At 38.0% G+C, this 19,812-nt stretch carries 16 protein-coding genes; 10 read left to right on the top strand and 6 right to left on the bottom strand.

Annotation, left to right across the window (positions count from 1 at the left end; translation table 11 throughout):
- Positions 1 to 281 precede the first annotated feature (281 nt).
- The 4 genes from ccsA to nrfH all read right to left on the bottom strand — a co-directional run bounded on the left by ccsA (position 282) and on the right by nrfH (position 4,724).
- Positions 282 to 1,070 (bottom strand): cytochrome c biogenesis protein CcsA, encoded by a 789-nt coding sequence (ccsA, locus tag PMEL_RS03565; protein WP_120174001.1) that lies wholly within the window; start codon positions 1,068 to 1,070, stop codon positions 282 to 284.
- Positions 1,067 to 2,380 (bottom strand): cytochrome c biogenesis protein ResB, encoded by a 1,314-nt coding sequence (locus tag PMEL_RS03560; RefSeq protein ID WP_120174000.1) that lies wholly within the window; start codon positions 2,378 to 2,380, stop codon positions 1,067 to 1,069. Before PMEL_RS03560 ends, ccsA begins: the two co-directional genes overlap by 4 nt.
- Before the next feature lie 195 nt (positions 2,381 to 2,575).
- A complete protein-coding gene (gene nrfA, locus PMEL_RS03555; RefSeq protein WP_120173999.1) occupies positions 2,576 to 4,072 on the bottom strand; it encodes an ammonia-forming cytochrome c nitrite reductase in 1,497 nt (498 codons plus the stop codon).
- 19 nt (positions 4,073 to 4,091) lie between these two features.
- Positions 4,092 to 4,724, bottom strand: coding sequence for a cytochrome c nitrite reductase small subunit (nrfH, locus tag PMEL_RS03550; RefSeq protein WP_021670679.1), 633 nt, complete (start codon positions 4,722 to 4,724; stop codon positions 4,092 to 4,094).
- Positions 4,725 to 5,842: 1,118 nt separating this feature from the next.
- Between nrfH and PMEL_RS03545 the strand changes: the two genes are divergently transcribed.
- From PMEL_RS03545 to PMEL_RS03530, 4 genes are all read left to right on the top strand, one after another.
- On the top strand, positions 5,843 to 6,349 hold the full coding sequence (locus tag PMEL_RS03545; RefSeq protein ID WP_120173998.1) for a Fur family transcriptional regulator: 507 nt from the start codon (positions 5,843 to 5,845) through the stop codon (positions 6,347 to 6,349).
- The gene (locus tag PMEL_RS03540) at positions 6,346 to 7,620 is read left to right on the top strand and encodes an adenylosuccinate synthase (protein WP_120173997.1); all 1,275 of its coding nucleotides are present in this window, start codon (positions 6,346 to 6,348) and stop codon (positions 7,618 to 7,620) included. Before PMEL_RS03545 ends, PMEL_RS03540 begins: the two co-directional genes overlap by 4 nt.
- Positions 7,621 to 7,722: 102 nt before the next feature.
- Positions 7,723 to 9,081 carry a histidine--tRNA ligase gene (gene hisS, locus PMEL_RS03535; RefSeq protein ID WP_120173996.1) on the top strand — a complete coding sequence of 453 codons (1,359 nt, stop codon included), beginning with the start codon at positions 7,723 to 7,725 and terminating at the stop codon, positions 9,079 to 9,081.
- 113 nt (positions 9,082 to 9,194) lie between these two features.
- Complete coding sequence (locus PMEL_RS03530) at positions 9,195 to 10,217, top strand: XAC2610-related protein (RefSeq protein WP_120173995.1); 1,023 nt, start codon at positions 9,195 to 9,197, stop codon at positions 10,215 to 10,217.
- A gap of 199 nt (positions 10,218 to 10,416) precedes the next feature.
- Here the strand turns inward: PMEL_RS03530 and PMEL_RS03525 are convergent, their stop codons facing one another.
- Entirely contained in the window at positions 10,417 to 11,625 is a 1,209-nt protein-coding gene (locus PMEL_RS03525) for an L-serine ammonia-lyase (RefSeq protein ID WP_120173994.1), read from the bottom strand.
- A gap of 619 nt (positions 11,626 to 12,244) precedes the next feature.
- Between PMEL_RS03525 and PMEL_RS03520 the strand changes: the two genes are divergently transcribed.
- Together PMEL_RS03520 and PMEL_RS03515 are read left to right on the top strand one after the other, a co-directional pair.
- The gene (locus PMEL_RS03520; RefSeq protein ID WP_120173993.1) at positions 12,245 to 12,913 is read left to right on the top strand and encodes a DUF4230 domain-containing protein; all 669 of its coding nucleotides are present in this window, start codon (positions 12,245 to 12,247) and stop codon (positions 12,911 to 12,913) included.
- Positions 12,914 to 12,915: 2 nt separating this feature from the next.
- Positions 12,916 to 13,599 (top strand): DUF4230 domain-containing protein, encoded by a 684-nt coding sequence (locus PMEL_RS03515; protein ID WP_120173992.1) that lies wholly within the window; start codon positions 12,916 to 12,918, stop codon positions 13,597 to 13,599.
- On the opposite strand, the gene PMEL_RS03510 is transcribed toward PMEL_RS03515, so the two are convergent.
- Positions 13,574 to 13,816, bottom strand: coding sequence for a hypothetical protein (locus tag PMEL_RS03510; protein WP_120173991.1), 243 nt, complete (start codon positions 13,814 to 13,816; stop codon positions 13,574 to 13,576). The genes PMEL_RS03515 and PMEL_RS03510 overlap by 26 nt on opposite strands.
- A 131-nt stretch (positions 13,817 to 13,947) precedes the next feature.
- On the opposite strand from PMEL_RS03510, the gene PMEL_RS03505 reads away from it, so the two are divergent.
- From PMEL_RS03505 to PMEL_RS03490, 4 genes are all read left to right on the top strand, one after another.
- Complete coding sequence (locus tag PMEL_RS03505; RefSeq protein WP_120173990.1) at positions 13,948 to 15,735, top strand: tyrosine-type recombinase/integrase; 1,788 nt, start codon at positions 13,948 to 13,950, stop codon at positions 15,733 to 15,735.
- Between the two features lie 1,349 nt (positions 15,736 to 17,084).
- Positions 17,085 to 17,273, top strand: coding sequence for an NUMOD3 domain-containing DNA-binding protein (locus PMEL_RS03500; RefSeq protein ID WP_120173989.1), 189 nt, complete (start codon positions 17,085 to 17,087; stop codon positions 17,271 to 17,273).
- A gap of 105 nt (positions 17,274 to 17,378) precedes the next feature.
- On the top strand, positions 17,379 to 17,843 hold the full coding sequence (locus PMEL_RS03495; protein ID WP_145985347.1) for a hypothetical protein: 465 nt from the start codon (positions 17,379 to 17,381) through the stop codon (positions 17,841 to 17,843).
- Between the two features lie 13 nt (positions 17,844 to 17,856).
- Positions 17,857 to 19,779, top strand: a complete 1,923-nt coding sequence (locus PMEL_RS03490) for an AAA family ATPase (protein ID WP_120173987.1) — start codon at positions 17,857 to 17,859, stop codon at positions 19,777 to 19,779.
- Positions 19,780 to 19,812 lie beyond the last annotated feature (33 nt).

Below are 19,812 nucleotides of genomic sequence, written 5' to 3'. Positions count from 1 at the left end.
AAGATATGGAAGAACAAAGGATTTTGTTAAAAATATAGCTTATTATAAACTTCAATAAAATAAAAGAGTAAATAGAATAGTATACGACTATATGAAAAAGACATAAGTAACAAAAAATATCAATGATACAGCATTTATATCTTAGTATATGACTATAATAACACTCTAATATGTTTTCTAAATTAAAAGAGGCTGTGTCAGAAATGTGAAGTAAATTATTACACCCTCTGATACAGCCTCATTATATCTTTGAAATGAGCTAAACCAAATAAAATAAAAGTTTAACTCAAATTATATGTATGTACGCTTACACCTTGCGCTGATGGTAGGTAATTGATTCCCCACCAACACATCTGTAGCAACACAAAGGCAACGATGAGTACCCATAAGGCTGGCCGAACTGTTCGTGGACGGTACTGACGATAGTGAACATATACTAAATACGCCAGCCATGTGATTGCTGCCCATGTTTCTTTTGGGTCCCATGACCAGTAATGTCCCCATGCTTCCTTTGCCCATAAAGCACCCATAAGCATACCAAGTGTCATAAATGACAGTCCAACGTAGGCAAGATTATCAGTTATCTCCATCTCTTTATCTGTATCAGTTCCCTTCTTAAAGAAAAGAAGATAGACCGACATGACTACTGCTGCACCCAAAAGTGCGTATGCCATCATATACACAATTACATGAGGAGCAAACCATGGACTCTGCAAGGCAGGCATAAGCGTCTTGGAATGAATCTCAGGCTTGAAGATATTAACGCATACAAACACTGTTGCAAGAAGTGTTGAGAAGCTTAATATCCACTTATACTGCCAGCGACTAAAGACAATAATACCAGCTAAAGGCAGGAAGAAACTGTACCATAGGCGTGTTTCTCCCATCGTTCGGAGTGGTGGACGTTCCAGTGTTATCCACATAATAAGAATGTAGGCAAAGAAAATCGCAAGTCCAAGCCCTGTTGCACCAAACGTTAAGATGCGACGGTTACGCCATGCAGCCCATGCACCTATAGCCCATAAAACTACTGATACAACTGCAAATATGATAAAATAACTCCAAATCATAGCTTAACCTCCTTCTTACGACTTGCTGTCAGGAACATTCCAACAGCTCCAAATAACAACATGAATATACCTACATAGACAACTGGCATCCAAGGGTCTGTTACAATCTCAAAGATACTTAGATTACTCCACTTGCCCATTTGTTCATTGTAACTTAGCTGATAGATTTTCCACCCATCAATACTAAAAGGCTTATTAACCTCTATCTCAGTGTGAATATTCTTTCCATCCTGCGTATAGATGTCAACGAGTGAAGCGAAACGACGTGGCTCACGATTTGGCATAACCAATCTTCTACCATCACTAAGTTTCAAAGACTGATAAGGGAAAAGATAGCTTCCACAAGTGAGCCAACCCGTGTAGCTATGCTGCACACCCTTGTAGGGTGCATTGCCAGTAGTGACCTTCACCAATATCGCACAAGCTGTACCTGTTGCATCCGAAGCTATATAGCCATCCTTATTACGTGCCAGTCCTAAAGAGTCCATACGGATATTGCTCATCATACCACCAGGCATCTTACCAACCATCTTACTAAGCATAACTGGCATAGCATTATCAATGCGCTTGAGAATCTCAATCTTACAATCTAACAGTTGACCAGACTTTACATTCTTATCTAAAAGAATATTCTCTGGCTTTCCCTTAGGAAGTGGAAGCCCCATATTATCAATAAGCATGAGCTTAGGTGGATATTCATCAATGGTAAACTTCTCCAGTTGAATTGCAACAGGGAGGTGATGAACGGCACTAAAAGTATCAAGACCACGCCACTCTACCTGCCCTTGCTCGCAAAACATCTTTACTCGAAGCATATCTGCACTACCAAGTGTACCGCATGTAAGAACAAGGAACAGTCCGACATGACTCGTTAGTGTTGGCAAGCGACGCCAAGAGAAATGTACTATTTGATTCAAAGTTACTTCACCAACAATGGCTGTCATCCATAAGTAAACAAGGACAAATGGCCAGAAATTAAGCATCTTTGTTAGACCAAGTGGGTCTATAGGAGCTTTCCCCTCTGCCACTTGTTTGGTAAGTCCCATAAGAAGAGTTAGTATTGCAGCTGTAGCAATAGCTGGAATCGCCGCTTGCATGGTTGACATGAAACGACAGAAATAAGACCGCTTACGAAGTGCGTAGACTATGATAAGTGCCAGTACGAGTAAGATTAATGTAATAATGTTGGCTGGCCAAGCAAAGACACCCCACTCTAAGGGACCTATTGTTACCTGTAATAATCCACCTGTAACCAATAAACCAACGACTATTGCTGTACCTTCTCTAAGTGTATAAGGTTTATTCCACATAGTAAAAGAGGCTCTCCCCCACTATTAATAAGGTCTTGTAAAAACTTTATTTTATGTTTGTGAAGTACGAGCAGATAAATGATTTCGTTTTGATATATAAAATATTAGGATACAAGAATATTCTTCAAATAGAGTATTCCTATTTTACTGAACAAGATTCCTCCCCTAATGGGAAGGAATCCTGTAAGTGGTTATTTACATAGGTTTAGTAATAAACCGTTTGTTCTTTCTTGCTTGCTCAATCCATTTCGGAACGATAGTATCGAGGAACTTCTTCTTCTGCGAGTTGAGTTTAGGCATATCCAAACCAATGTAAGACTGAGCCTTAGCCTTGGTAGAAATATCAGGCATAGGAATTTGTCCTGTAAATCCATGACGAGCGACAACACGTGCTATCTGCAGACGAGCATCTTTAGCATATTCCATTGCACTGGCGAGGATTCGCATAACTTCCTGTGGAGCATGGAAAGATGCACCGTGGCTGGCTACAGCATAGTCCCAACGCCACTGACCCTTACGAAGATCTTTCAAAACAGGCTCCATCTCAGCCTCAGTTGCGCCCTTTTCCCATGCAAACTTAGCCTCGATATGTGCTGCAGCAAGCTCTCTTTCAACGTTAGTACGGAAGTCATAAATCTTCTGTTGACGCTCATATACATTCTGACGAAGTGTTTCTGCATCTTGACGGTGACAAGTCTGGCAAGTACGTTCGATGTTTGCCAATGGGCTTGTGATATGGTGGTCAGTATACTTCACGCCACCTTCAGAAATGTAAGGCATGTGACAATCAGCACATGAAACGCCACGTTGTCCATGAATTCCTTGTAAGAACAACTCATAACCAGGATGCTGTGCCTTGAGAATCTTAGCCTTTGAGAGTGGATTGATGTAATCGTAGAAGCCAATACTGTCGAAATGTTCCTCTGCTGCCTCACACGTCATACCCTTTTCTTGAGGGAAATGAAGTTTGTTACCATTCTCCTTTTCGAAATAGTATTCCGTGTGGCACTGTGCGCAAACCAGGCTACGCATCTCCTGATGACTGGCTTTTCTCACGTCTTTACCGACACGAGCCCATGCCTCATAGAGAGCAGGACGAGCGGGACGTAGCTCCATCGTCCTTGCATCATGGCAGTCTGAGCAACCGACGGTGTTCATGACCTCTGGTCCCCAGTCGCTCCACTTGGCAGCATAGAATTTATCAGTTCCTTTCTCACGCATTAGACGTGGAACATCAGGACCCTTGCAGGTCCAACAGGTTCCTGGCTGTATGTCATCTTGTCCATCAACACCTGGACTTCCTGTACGCATAATCTTACGTAAGTCATCAATACAATGACGGTGTCCACGTGGTGTATTATACCCTCTTGAGAAAGAATAGCCAGCCCATAGGATAACCATTTCGGGTCTCTCAGCCAGTACATCTACTTCCTGGGAAGAATTGTACTTACTCACGAAACTTGTGTCTTCTGTCATTGCCCACGTCTGATATTCACGTGGGAAATCAGCTGCAAATTTCTCATTCTGAGATACAATGGAGTCAGTCATCGGTGTACGTCTGTTGTTGAACACACTTACAATCTCAGCTCTTCTTTCAAGCATTGAAGAACAGAGCAGTCCAAGAATGAACACGAGAACCATTGCTCCTCCAAAGAGTAGCCAGCCTTGCCATTTCTTTAATGTCTTTGCCATAATTATCGATTTTTAGTTCTTATTTTTTCTTTCCTAACATTTTTTGCAACCAATCTGGAACAGGAGAAGGTGGCATTGGTTCCACATACTCTGCACCAGGAGTACTTGAGAGAGAATTCATTTTCATGTGTGCTACATCACGATGACAATCCCAGCAGGCCTTACCCTCACCTCTCTGAGCCTCCATGTAATCTATTCTGCCAGTATTAACAAACTCTTGATTTAATTGTTTATGGCAGCGGATACAGTTATCCATTATCACTTCTGCCGATGCTGATTCTGCCTGAATAGTTTGCGATTCATTGAATGTAACAAAATAAGCAACATGCTTCATACCATCCATACCTTTAAAAGCATAGTGTGCAGCAACGTTATCATTAGGAACGTGACAATCATTACATGTGGTGTTTCGAGCATGTGCAGAGTGTGACCACGTAGCATAATAAGGTGACATGATATGGCAATTAATACATGCCGCTGGGTCATCACCTATTATATAGGTATGCATACGTAGAAGATAAAAGAATAACCCTGTTAATCCTACTATCACACCGCACAAAATAGATAATGTAACCTTTTGCCGATATGAGATGCATGATAGAAACTTATCTATCATACTTTTCAATTTGGTAGATATGGTTTTTAGTTTCATAGGATTTATATCTTGTTTCGTGCACAAAGATATGTATTATTTTTCATTAGACAAGTAAAGAAAAAAGAAAAAATCATCATAAATTATGATTTAGACTAATTCTAATATAATTTTATCGTGAAGAAAAGAATTTATGTTCATGAAAATAATTCGATATAGCACTTGTATAAAGAATAATACTATACGTGTAATAAACTTGTAAAAAGAATTACACTACAGCTTTTATGGTTCTTCCATTAAACCCAAATCGGTCATTAGACAACAACGTTTTAGGAATTCTTGTTTTTGTATTCTTTCCTAACATCTTTTATTTTCTTATCGTCATATTGTCTGTCTTTGTAACTTGACGTAGCCCGCTACGCCTGCGTTACAAAAACAAACAATCTACTCGCCAATAAAACAAAATATGTTTAGGCTCTAATGACCAATTTTGGTTAAATGTGTAGATGCTTTTCGTATTGCTTTAACAAAAGAATCAAAGTTACTCATTAAACAAAAATATGGCTGAGACAGTCAACTATCTATCCTATTATCACCCTCCTGACATTGAAAACCTTTTACTTTAAGACTTCAAAAAAATACAGATAAGGGTTTGAAAAATCATTACATAATTTCAATAAAAACATCTATAACTAACGGCAAAAACCCATATAAGAAGCAGGTTTGCAATCAACAGCAAATCAATTAGTTATAAAGTGGTAAAATAAAAGGTGCTTAATTGAACTTCAAAAGGGCGTTAGTAGGACCTCAAAAGGGCACCTTTTGCAAGTCAATTAGGCGTCTTTTAAAAGCCAAAAGAGCATGTATTGGTTTTGAATTGCACGAAAATAGTTTACAAAAATCTATGGCATGGGAATAAATTGTTTGTAGAAGACAGATAGACATCACACTTAATGACGTTTATCATGTAGTTTATCCCCCCATTATAAAACCATATTATTTAAAGTAATCATACCATGTATATGGATTAATCTCATTCTATTTACAATCTACGCATTTAACAGAAGAACCGCTTTTATGCCACAATTAAAGCACCATGTTTTTAACTTTTTTTCATTACTATATAGTAGTTATATCATTTAAAAATAGTAACTTTGTGCGAATTTAATCAGTAAGTTGTGACTAAAGATATAGTCAAAAAAAGAGTTCGAGATATTCTGGATGAATACCTCGAAGCCAACAATCATCGCAAGACTTCAGAGCGATATGCGATTCTGGATGCGGTGTATGACATGGGAGAGCATTTCTCCTTGGATGAGCTGGGTGTAGCACTTGAAAAGAATAATTTTCGAGTTTCGCGCGCCACGCTTTATAATACGATGCGTCTTTTCATAGAGTTACGTCTCGTAGTCAGACATCGTTTCATTGGTCAAACCAAGTATGAGGCCTGCTATAACAATGAAGATCATATCCATCAAATCTGTACGCTATGCGGAACAGTGACGGAGGTTGATTCCCCAGAGATTGCGGATGCTATCAAGAACACAAAGTTCCATCGCTTCCGCCGAGACGGATTCTCCTTATATATATATGGAATATGCTCACGCTGTCAGGCAGCCTTGTCGCGTCAGAGAAGCAAGTTTCTTACACAGAAACAAGTTAAAAACTCACATAAAAACAAATGAACACAGGTAAAGTAGACGTCCTGTTGGGTCTCCAATGGGGTGATGAAGGAAAAGGTAAGGTTGTAGACGTGCTTACACCACGCTACGATGTAGTAGCTCGTTTCCAAGGAGGTCCGAACGCAGGACACACTCTTGAGTTCGAAGGACAGAAGTACGTACTACGTTCTATACCATCAGGCATCTTCCAAGGTGGCAAAGTAAACATTATTGGTAATGGAGTTGTTTTAGCTCCAGACCTCTTTATGGGTGAAGCAAAAGACCTTGAGAAGAGTGGACACCCATTAAAGGAGCGTCTTCATATCTCAAAGAAGGCACACCTTATCATGCCAACACATCGTATTCTTGACCGTGCTTACGAGGCTGCAAAAGGTAAAGATAAAGTTGGAACTACAGGTAAGGGAATTGGACCTACTTACACTGATAAGATTAGCCGTAATGGTTTACGTGTAGGTGATATCCTCTGCGATTTCGAGCGTAAGTATGCTGCGCATAAGGAGCGACACATGAAGATGCTTGCAGCACTTGGCTGGACAGACTTTGAAGGCTTGGAAGAGACTGAGAAGGTTTGGATGGAAGGTATTGCATACATGAAGGAGTTTAAGTTTGTTGATTCAGAAAATGTAATTAACCATCTTCTTCGTGAGGGCAAGCATATCCTTTGCGAAGGTGCACAAGGAACAATGTTGGACGTAGACTTTGGTTCTTATCCTTTCGTAACTTCTTCAAATACCGTTTGTGCTGGTGCTTGTACTGGTCTTGGTATTGGTCCTAATAAAGTGGGCAATGTTTATGGTATCATGAAAGCCTACTGTACTCGTGTAGGTGCAGGTCCATTCCCAACAGAGTTGTTTGACGAAACTGGAAAGAATATTCGTGACCTCGGTCATGAGTATGGAGCTGTTACTGGACGTGAGCGTCGTTGTGGTTGGATTGATCTTGTTCAGCTTCGCTACTCTGTAATGGTAAATGGTGTAACCGAACTTATCATGATGAAGAGTGATGTCCTCGACAGCTTCGAAACTATCAAGGCTTGTATTGCATACGAGTTACCAGATGGTACGGAAACTAAGGACTTCCCTTACGAGATTGATAATGTGAAGCCTATCTATAAAGATTTCCGTGGTTGGAAGAAAGATATGACAAAGTGCAAGTCACAGGATGAATTCCCTGAGGAGTTCCGTGAGTATGTATCTTTCCTTGAGAACTATCTTGAAACCCGTATAGGTGTCATCTCTGTTGGTCCTGACCGTGAGCAAACGATAGTTCTATAATCCCTTTTAGGCTGTGACTGGCGGCTATAAGCATTCTTAAAAGCTTTTATCCGGTTATCACAGCCTAACATTTTTATCCGAAAAAACATAAATAAGAGATAAATGGCAAACAAACCTTCCATTCCAAAGGGTACACGTGATTTCGGACCTGATGAGATGGCAAAACGAAATTACATATTTGATACTATCAAGCGTGTCTATGCTCTCTATGGTTTTCAGCAGATAGAAACACCTTCTATGGAGACATTACAAACGCTGATGGGCAAGTATGGTGAAGAAGGAGATAAACTTCTCTTTAAGATTCTGAATTCAGGAGATTACTTGAAGGCTGTTAGCGATGATGAACTCAAGGAGCGCAATACACTTAAGATGCAGACAAAGCTCTGTGAGAAGGGCTTGCGTTATGATCTTACAGTACCTTTTGCTCGCTACGTTGTGATGCATCGTGATGAGTTGCAATTACCTTTCAAGCGTTATCAGATACAGCCAGTTTGGCGTGCCGACCGCCCACAAAAGGGTCGTTATCGCGAGTTCTATCAGTGTGATGCAGATGTCGTTGGTTCAGACTCATTGCTAAACGAGGTGGAATTAATGCAGATTATTGACACTGTATTTACAGAGTTTGGTATTCGTGTACAGATAAAGATTAACAATAGAAAGATTCTCACAGGTATTGCAGAAGTGATTGGTGAGAAGGAAAAGATTGTTGACATTACTGTTGCTATCGATAAACTTGATAAGATAGGCCTTGATAATGTAAACGAAGAGTTGCGTAACAATGGAATCTCTGAGGAGGCAATAGAGAAGTTACAGCCTATCATTAAGTTAGAAGGAACTAATGAAGAGAAACTTGATGTTATTGCAGAAGTCTTAAAGGAGAGTGAGACAGGATTGAAAGGTGTAGAAGAAACGCGTTTTATTCTTGACAACTTGAAGAATTCAGGACTGAACAATGAGATACAACTCGACCTTACTTTGGCACGTGGATTGAACTATTATACAGGTGCTATCTTTGAAGTAAAGGCACTTGATGTACAGATTGGTTCTATTACAGGTGGTGGTCGTTACGATAACCTCACAGGTATTTTTGGTATGCCAGGTATCTCTGGCGTTGGAATAAGTTTTGGTGCTGATCGCATCTATGATGTCTTAAATACTCTCGACCTCTATCCAAAGGAGAGCGTACAGGGCACTCAGCTTCTCTTTATCAATTTCGGTGAGAAGGAAACAGCTTACTGTCTGCCAATTGTTGCAGCTGCACGTAAAGCCGGCATTCGCACAGAAATGTTCCCAGACAAGGCGAAGATGAAGAAGCAGATGAGCTATGCTAATGCAAAGAACATCGGTTTTGTTGCTCTTGCAGGTGAAACTGAAATGCAGGAAGGCAAGATAACACTGAAGAATATGTCCACTGGTGAACAAGAGCTTCTTACCCCAGAGGAGATAATCAATAGATTTTAAAAGAGTTCCCCTCTCTCCAATTATGCAGAGAGGGGCATTTTAACTTAATAATTTATATTATTCTGCTTACCGAATAAGGTACAAGTAGAAACAAACTATAATTACCTCTAAAAATGAAAAGAACTTTCCTACTTTGTTTTATATTATTGGGCTGGTTGCATTCAGCCTTCGGACAGGCTACATTCAACATTGATGGCTTTTCCGAACAATACTATGGTAAGGTTTACTTCTCTGATACAACACAGACTGCTTCTGCAGGTTGGGTTGAAGTTTATGACCGTGCCACAAAAAAGAAGCTTATTCATGTTGATGCCAATGAACTATCATTTGACCTTCATGATGGAGAAATTATGGCAAACATAGCCGAGATTCCTTATGGAGAATATAGTGTTTTGCTCTATGAAGACTATAATTTTGATGGAATAAAAGACTTTGCTATTATGGATGGATTTAATAGTTGTTATGGTGGTCCATCCTTTAAAATCTTCTTAGCATCGGATAAAGAGTTTATATATAATGATGCTTTCACGGATTTAGCACAAAATTATTGTGGTATGTTTGTGGTTGACAATAAAAATAGACTTATATCTACTATGGAGAAAAGTGGATGTTGTTTGCACTATTACTCAGATTTTATAGTAGAAAACAATAATCCAAAGCTTATCCGCACACGCACTGACGACTGTCTTAAAGCCCCTATTTGCACTACAACAATAGAAGAATGGAAGGGAGAAAAGATGACAAAGACAGTTACCAGTACTATTGATTTAGACAGTGAAATTATCAGCGACTATTTCAAGTTTCATGTTGATAAGGAGAATAAGGATATTATTCTTTGTAATTTTTATGACGATAGACTGTGTTACGTTATTCTTGATGCTAAGCAGAATGTGGAGTTTTACTATCCATTTGAAGAATTACGGCAAACGTCAGACTTTATTTTCTATAGGAAAAATGGTAAGTTAACATTCAAAAATAAGGATGCAAGCTATACTATTTATGACAAGTCTGGTAATATGGGTATTGATATTACCTACAAAGGTAAAACTCATCAGTGGAAAGGTAATCCAGAAAGTCGCCGAGGAAGTTTAACAAAACTAATGGAGGTGAAATATGATAACGTCGTATATCAATAGCCAAAGAATCATTATTGTCTTATAGTTTCGAAAACATAGATTATTTTCTTCTTCTATAATGATTAATGCCCAGTAATCGTTTTTACCAATATCTGGTAAACGTTTACTGGGCATTAAAAATATCTATACTTCTATATTAACATAAACAAGCTTGATATAGTGTAGATAAATATCATGATAAGAACATGAGTTGTTAGACTTACATTGGGTAGTGCTTTGCTAATCCACCAGCACTTGTTTCCTTATAGAGTGATGGAATATCATGTCCTGTCTGTTTCATTACCTCAACAACGTGGTCGAATGATACACGATGGCTACCATCGCTAAATGATGCATAAAGCTGTGCGTCCAGTGCACGACAAGCAGCAAAAGCATTACGCTCAATACAAGGAATCTGTACCAAGCCGCATACTGGATCGCATGTCATGCCTAAGTGATGCTCTAAGCCCATCTCAGCAGCATATTCAATCTGAGAAGGACTACCACCAAACAACTGACAAGAAGCTGCTGAAGCCATTGCACATGCAACACCAACCTCCCCCTGACAACCAACTTCTGCACCAGAGATAGAAGCATTATGTTTTACTATATTACCAAAAAGTCCTGCTGTTGCAAGTGCATGTAATATTTTAGTTTCTGAAAACTCATGTCCTTTTGAGAGATGATATAGAACTGCAGGAACAACACCACAAGCACCACAAGTTGGTGCTGTTACTATTGTTCCACCAGATGCATTCTCCTCACTAACTGCCAAGGCGTATGAATAAACCATTCCACGACTTTGCAAAGAAGGCTTATATCCACGTGCTTTTATAAAATAGTTAGGTGCTTTGCGCGCAAGATTTAATGGACCAGGCAAGGCTCCTTCGCTGTCGAGACCACGCTCCACGGCAGCCTGCATTGTCTTCCACACCTCACGAAGATAGTCCCATAACTCTTCTCCTTCACACTGCTTTACATACTCCCAGTAGCCACGTCCATGATGCTCACACCACGTCTGTATTTCTCTGAGGGTATGCATATCATAAACAGATTCCTTATGAAAATAGTCATCTTTACCCTTTCCCTCTGAAAGAGCACCACCGCCAACGCTATAAACAGTCCATTCGTCTAATAAATCCTGGCTGCTGTTATAGGCACGGAACAATATACCATTAGGGTGATAAGGTAAAAACACCTCTGGTTCCCGTATTATCTCTACTGGTGCTAATTGCTTCAACACGTCAATAATAGCCTTGTCTGTCATGTGCCCCTCACCTGTGGCTGCCAGACTACCATAGAGTGTAACCTCAAATCTTGCTGCTTCTGGATGACGCTCAGCAAAGATAATGGCGGCACGCTGTGGTCCCATCGTATGACTACTCGATGGACCTTTACCGATTCTAAATATCTCTCTTAATGATTCCATATATGGTTTGTCCCAAATACTTCTAATTTACTATTATGCTACAAATTTACGAAAAAAAATGTCAATGATGCAGAAAAACAAATTATAAATTGGCGAAGATGATTTTTTATTGTACTATAGACGATTTTTGTACTACTATTGTTCCTTACCAGCTTGCTTTTTTATAAGTTTAAAATAATAATAGCGTGCCTTTTGATTATTAGTGCTTACTTATAATTTATCTCATAGTTTGTTATTCTGTTAGTGTTTTATAATATTTGATATAGTGGCTATAATACTTCACTTTTCCTATCCACTATAGGAGTGTTTTTGTCAGACACGTGTTGTGTTATTGCTTAGCACGTGTTGTGCTATTGGTTCGCACCAATGGTGTTAAGGCCTAACTACAATGCAAATTGTTATCTAAAAGGAAACAAAATGTCGTCAGAGAAAGAGTTATACAAGCAGAAACTGACATAAGCCGATTGATATATTGTTTTATCTTTATCGTTAAAATAAGATGTCTGGGAGCACTAATATAACTCCTACTCTATCTTTTTTATTTCTTTTTATTAGGTTGGTAAGTGTTTTATCGTGTGTTTTTTGTATCTTTGCGCACATATATTTATTAAAATTCAGAATGAAACATTTCATCCTCATATTATCGTTTTTATCGTTGCTTACAATTGGTTGTACAAACAAGAAAAATACTGAAGAGTCTGCAGCAAAGGCCATTGACACAATTCCGATGCTGGTAACACAGGTACAGCAATGTTCACGACTTTACACAACAGAATATCGTATTCATAAGATTATCACCCATGATGATAAGATGAAACTTTCTGGCTCGTTTATGAAGCAGGACTTCAGTGTAAACTTGCCATTAGGCGACCGCCGCATTGCAATTCCTATGGATGCTACTTTGAAGGCATACATAGATTTATCAAGTTTTAGCGATAAGAATATTCAACGTCGAGGAAAAGAACTTGTTGTCACCCTACCCGATCCTAAGATTCTTCTTACTTCTACGAAGATTAACCATAAGGAGGTGAAGCAATATGTGGCATTGACACGGCATAACTTTACGGATGCTGAGCTTACAAGCTATGAGGCACAAGGAAGAAAACAGATTATTGCTTCTATTCCTCAGATGGGTATCATAGAACAAGCACAGGAGAGTGCAGCTCGCCAACTTGTTCCTATCTTTACAGCTATGGGATACAAAGAGTCTGATGTTACTATATCTTTCCGCAAGAAGTTTACTCTTAAGGATTTAGGACAGGTGATTGAAGTAAATAAAAAAGATTGAAAATGAAAATAAATACATCTGATAACATTATCATAGAACAAAATAATAATGAGAATAAGCCGACTAAGAAAGGGATTCTTAGTCGTATCTTAGCATCCAATAAAGGCTGTCTTCTGACCTTTTTAATTATCATTAGTCTTTGTGGTGGTCTCTTTTATTGGTTTAATTCAACCAATGATATAAGTATATCATCAGATCAGCGTATTGATATTACGCCAACACAGATACAGCAAATACAAGATATCGGACAATGGGAATTCCTTGCTATCAACGACGAGGAACTTATTGATACCATAAGTCGTGGTTTCTTCTCTGATTCAGAACTTGTTCGTATCTATTATGGGACAGTCCGCTTAGGTGTTGACTTGCATCAAACTGAACCTCATTGGATTCGTGTGGAGAATGACAGTGTTATCGTTGCAAAGTTGCCTCCTATTGGATTACTTGATACTAACTTTATAGATGAAGCTAAATCACGTTCGTTCTTTGAGAAGGGGGACTGGACTTCAGCTGATCGCGAGCAGCTTTACAATCGTGCATACAAAAAGATGATAGCTCGTTGTATGACTGCAGAGAACATTATGATAGCTGAGAAAAATGCAAAACAGCAGTTTACTCAGTTTTTGAAGGCAATGGGCTATAAGAATATAGAGGTGACAATTACTCCACGGAAAGCTTCTCGATAGCCTCTTTTATGTCCTCTGCAAACCTTGAATGTGTCAGCAGGAAATCTTCTTTTCCTGCTGCAAGTTTTTTATAGAGTTCTGGATTCATCACTTCTACATAGGAACTGATAGCATACTCTATGTCATCTTTCTGTCGTTCGCAATTTGAAAAAGCATAAACTTGATACTTCTGATGAAAAAAGCAATAAGCAGCTTCGATACTGTCTTTTGTTATCATTATCTTATATTATGATTACCGTTTATACTCAACGCTGAATATCAATCAGTTACGTATTTACACACGTTCCAAATATGTGGGAATAAGAACCATTTATAAGAACGTCTGAACAGACAAAAAAGTGTGTAATTATGGAATTAAGTCAGTTAATTAGTGTTAATTTCAATCTTCGCAAGCCAAAGAGTACAACCCCCACCCCCTTATATATGGTGGTGTACTATGTTGATGACAAAGGAAAATCAGTACAAGCAAAGATACCAACGAGAAGGAAAGTATTACCAGCCCTTTGGGATAGTAAGCGACAGCAGCCAATCTTAACAAGTGTTCATATCGATTTGACAACCAAGCAGTTACAAGAACAAGCGGAGTTAACCGCTTTTGTGTCTAATTGCCGTATTTTGGTATTGTCGCAAAATTTTACTACCTTTGACGAATTAAAAGAAAACATTAACTTAACCGATAACGATATGTCAGTAACACCGCAATTTATACAATCAAAGAAAACACCTAAAGCAACCAAGATGATAGAAGAGGTGTTAACTATGTGGGAACAGCAAGGGAGTTTAGCAAAGAACACTATTAACACATACCGAACAGATTACAAAAAATGGTGTGAATGGCTAACTACCACCAATCAGACAGATAGCGCAAAGGCACTTAGTCAAGTAGCGTTTAATTCATTCAAAGATTGGATGTTAGCACAAAATGAAAGCGCACAAAACATCAATATCAAATGTAGCACTATAGCACGTATAATCAAAGAATTAGTTAACGGCAAGGGTGCAAAATATGGGATTAAAAAGGTGACTTTCAAAAATTTAGCCACCATTAGCAAGAAGGTTAAATGTGAACTATTGGAGGAGGAAATAGAAGCATTAAAGCAGGTGGAAACACAGACCGAAAAGGAAACATTTTCATGCAACGTATTTTTATTGCAACTGGCTACAGGTCAGAGAATTAGCGATGTATACACCATATTAAAAGGGGAATATACAACACAATCAGACGGCAACGGCAACGAATTTATTATAATTATCAATAAAAAGGGAACAAGGGGGGCAAAAGTAAAGAAGTCATATATCCCTATGACAAAGGAAGTTAGCGACTTATTGCAGGTGTTACAAGGTAGTGAGTTATTGCCAAAAAATGGTGATGCACTAAAAGACCTTATAAACCGCAACATAAAGAAGATAGCAAGAAGGGCAGGGTTAACACGTATTACCGAGAACGGCAAGCCATTATGTGAGGAAATAAGTACACATTACGCAAGGCACACAGCAGCCACACAAATGGCAAGAAAGGGGCTAACATCGGAACAAATTGCGCTACAATTGGGCAATAGTTCCGAAATGGTAGAACGTGTTTACACACACCCTACAGACAACGATATAATAGCCAAGTTGCAGCCACAACAAGCACAAGCAGCACCAGCGCAACACGTGCAAGCAGAACAGCCAGCACCGACACAGCAGGCACGCACAAAGATAGAAGCAACAAAGAACATAGGGGGATATGATGTTACGTTACAAGCATACGGAACAAGTGAGATAGACAACTATTTTATTAAAAAGGAATTAAATAGCAAATTAGCACGATTAAAGGAGTTGAGAAGCAACGTAATGAGTGAAGGGGTATTTGATTATTCCCTTCATTATATAAGTAAAAGAAACAACATTTTAAAAGTGTATAATGAACTAATAAAAAAAGTACTTAAAAAATTGCAGTACCCAGCCCAAGAAATAGAGAGAAAAAGCAGTGAAGAATTACAAAACACGCTTTATTTGTTGCGTGGGGACTTAGACACGTATATAAGTAAGGGACAAATAAAGGTACTATTCAGCAGCACCAAGGATAAAACAAAAGAAGTGGACGATTTAATAACTAAAATAAACGTACTTTGTGACATATTGGAAGCATAACAAGCAAGGGGAAACAGCCGTATTTGGTTAGTTTCCCTTTTTCTTTCTGTAGGGGTTGTTAGCAATATTATATAACCACCTTCAAGGGGTGGATATATAATATTTTGGGTTGGTATGTTTATTTTTATTTTATTCTTTCCTTTTACCCACCTTCTAGCCAGCCAATACACACACACAGCAGGGACGACACCACCAAGCAGCCACGAATACAACAGACACCTTCCTGCAGGGGACACCAGCACCACACACACAGCAGGGACACCCACCACACCCAGCAGCCCACAAATACCCCCTTTATTTGACGTATAACGGCTTATTATCCCCTTTCCCTATACTTACCAACCCACACATAATTAACGGCTAATATCGCTTTTATTTTCTATATTAATTAAGGTGTAAAATTATTATATAGTAAATGTATAGTAGGGGTATTTTCTCATTTAGTATATTGTATTGTCAGAAGTAAAGCAGGGGTATTTTTGTACCCCCTATATAGTCATATAATAGGAAGTATCTACATAGGTAATATAACACCTATCCCCCTACATTACAGCAGTAACGAAATAATACCTATAGTCAAAAATGACTGCAAGTATTATTCATATTCACACTAAAAAGCAAATAATACCTACAGTCAAAAATGACTGTTACCCTACAGTCAAAAATGACTGTTTATATATTATAGTATTATAAAGAGATAACAAGAAAGAGAGAAAAAGCATTTTATTTGCTTTTCTCCTTTCTTTGGGTTGGTATTGATTTATTAATATATATTATTCTTTGCTGTAATACTGATGAGTGTGTAAAAGGTAAGGGAGTAATACACCCAATGACAAAGCGGAGCAATAAAAAAAATAAACCAACCCAAGTTATATAATGACACCCCACAAGGGTGGAAATATATAACGCTATAACAAACTATTACACCCAAGCCACCATATAAGCGTATATTTGCGATTTGACGGGTTTTAATCCCCTTTGCCTGCAAATTATACCATTACAGCAGCAAAAGCCCCCTTATACGTGCTTATTTTGCCTTATTACCCACCACCAGCACAGCAGTAACGAACACAACACCGACATAATCGGTTGAATTTACACCCCTTCCAGCAAGCCCCCAGCCAATTATTACCCCCTATTATATCTTATTTTCAATTAAATTACAGAAAACTCAAAATTATTTTCAATTATTTTTAAATTATTTTTCCTTTGTTTTAGCGGTTTTCAAGAAGATTTGAAGAAAACTTTTAAAAATATACTTGACTTTTCAGAATAAAAAGATAATTATTTAATAAAGGGGGGCACTTAAATTTAACCCCAAATAATAACGATAAAAAAAAGATAAAAATATGATGACAGGAAGAAAGCACAGCGAGGAAACAAAGCGCAAGATGTCAGAAGCACAGAAAGCACGATATAAGAATATGACACCAGAAAAGGAAGCGAAAAGAATTGAAGCGATAAAAAAGAAATGGGAGAAGATTAACGCAGCAATTAATTTAATTGATTTATCCAATCAATTTAAAGATGAAGTATAATAGATAAAAATATAGGTGGTATAAATGGGGGTTTATTTAGCGTTTTCCTCCACCACCTTTTTACTATAAAAATGCTATAAAAATAATGATGTTAAAAAAAACGCTATGAACATCTACAAGATATTAACAACAAGGTTAGAAATTAGCCCAACAAGCAAGTTAGTTTTATTATACTTGCTTTCGCTTAATAAGCGAGAAATTGAAGCACAAATAAAATATATCGGTGAGAATATTTGCGGATTTGGCAAAGATAATGTACACCGCCAAATGACAAAAGTAATTAATGAGTTGATAGAACAAGGATATATTTTGCCTTTAAAAGACATTTACACAAAAAATAAATATAAATCGAAAAAATGGATATTATCTAATAAGGCGTTAAAGTTGGCAAAGGACACGGACGGCAAGCAGAAACAAGCGAAAGCGACAAGCAATAAAATAAACATACCAACCCAAAGTAATAATAACAACCCTTCAAAGGGTGGTATTATTAACGCTAAAAAGGAAACAGCACCACAACAAGAACATAAGCCAACACTTGCAGAATTGCAAGCAGCAATAAAAATTTAACCAGCATAAAGATATGAGTTTCAAAAGATTAGATACAAACAAGTTCATACAAGCAGCAAAGGACTATAAATCATTTGACGGTTATAAATGTGGGGTTAAATCAATAGATGATATTTTGCGAATAGACAAACAGACATTAACAACAATAGTCGCAACCCCTGCCAGCGGTAAGTCAACTTTTACAAATTTTTACGGCTATCAAATGGCAAAAAATAATAATTGGAAAACCCTATATATTGCGACCGAAACACCGCAAGACCGCCAATGTAGAATGTTATCTATTTTGTTCCAATCAGCAGCCAAAGCAAGCGAATTTAGCATATTATACGACTATGATTTTAGCGATTGGCAAGATTTATTAGATATGATAAAGGACGCAAAGGAAACATACGGGGTTGATATGGTGGTTATTGATAACTTTACAATGCTACAGCACTTAATCGGTGAGATTAACACTACCAATATAGCAAGGGCTTTGAGTGCCCTAAAGCAGGCAAGTATAGATAACGATATAGCGGTTATATTAGTAACACATCCCACTAAATTAATTGAAGGTCAAGAAGTTACTGCTTATTCCGTTAATGGCAGCGCAAACTTTTATAACATTTCTGATTTTATGTTTAGTTTGAAAATTAGCGATTATGAAGCCAAAGAAACAACTATAAAAGTGTTGAAAGTAAGGGACAGCGCAAAAGGAGTAATGGGGGGCAAATGCGTATTAAAGTATAACCCCGTACACCTTACATATAGCGACACGGACAGCAGCACCGAGGACAACACCCCAAAGGATATTAATAAAGATATTGCGACCGATGTAATGAAGGCAATAATGGAGGAAAAAGCAAAGGAAGGCAGCCAGCCAGCAGCACAAGCAACCCCAACAGCAACACAACCAGCAACCAAAGCAGCCCCAGCAGTCAAAGAGGAAGCAGCCAAGGAGAAAGCAAATACCGAGGAAATAAAGAAAGAAAAGCAGGAAGCAAAAGAGGAAAAGCAGGCGCAAAGAATAACCCCCGATTTCATACATAATACCAAAGTTAACATTATGGGACAACATAAAGTATTGAATGAATACACATTATACAATGCTATAATGTTAGGGAGAAACTGCAAAGAGGAAATAGAAGCGGTGAGAAACATTGACAGAAACAAGAATGAAAGTGAGTACAGACAAGCAAAAGCAAAGGTATTATCTTATACCCCTTCTTGTCTTTGTCAAGGCGAAACAGCCAAGGAAGTAAAAGAAGTTAACCCACTAATTGCCGTTGATTTAGATGAGAAGGACAATAAGGGAATGACACTTGAAGAAATGCGTAAAAGGGTTAATTCATTGCCTTATGTTATGTATAGTAGTATGTCAGTAGGAGGCAAAGGAATGTACGCTTTAATACCAATTTTGGACGAAAATAAAACCGACTTTAAGGCGGTGTTTAAGGCATTGGAGGAGGACTTTAATAAAATAGGTTTGAAGTTAGATAGTAGTTGCATTAATGTCAATCGTGAAAGATATATGAGCATTGACGATAACGAATATTGGAATACTAAATGCGATATATATACACGTAAATTAAACATACCAACCCAAGTTAATAAACAACCCCTTCAAGGGTTGGAAATTAACGCAAATAAACCACTTACAGAAAGGGAATTTAAAAAGGTTAAATCAATGGTGGAGGATATCAAGCAAAATAAAATACAACTTTCAAAAAATCACAAAGATACGCTTGGGCTGGCTAATGCAATAGCCAACATTTGGGGCGAAAATGGCAGGGAGTTATTACACATAATCAGGCAGCAAAGAAGCGGTTACGATGAGTTCAAAACAGATTGTAATTTTGATTATGTACTCAATAACTTAGAAGATAACGAGCGGTACGGATTGAGGTTTATTTTTAAAAAATACAACCAAGCAAAAGGGCAAACACAAGTAAACTAATAAAAGAAAGAATAATATAATAAAGAAATAAAA

The sequence above is a fragment of the Prevotella melaninogenica genome, assembly GCF_003609775.1.
GTDB classification, from domain to species: domain Bacteria; phylum Bacteroidota; class Bacteroidia; order Bacteroidales; family Bacteroidaceae; genus Prevotella; species Prevotella melaninogenica_A.
Note: the sequence above shows the minus strand (reverse complement) of the source record. Positions and strands in the feature narration are given on the sequence as shown.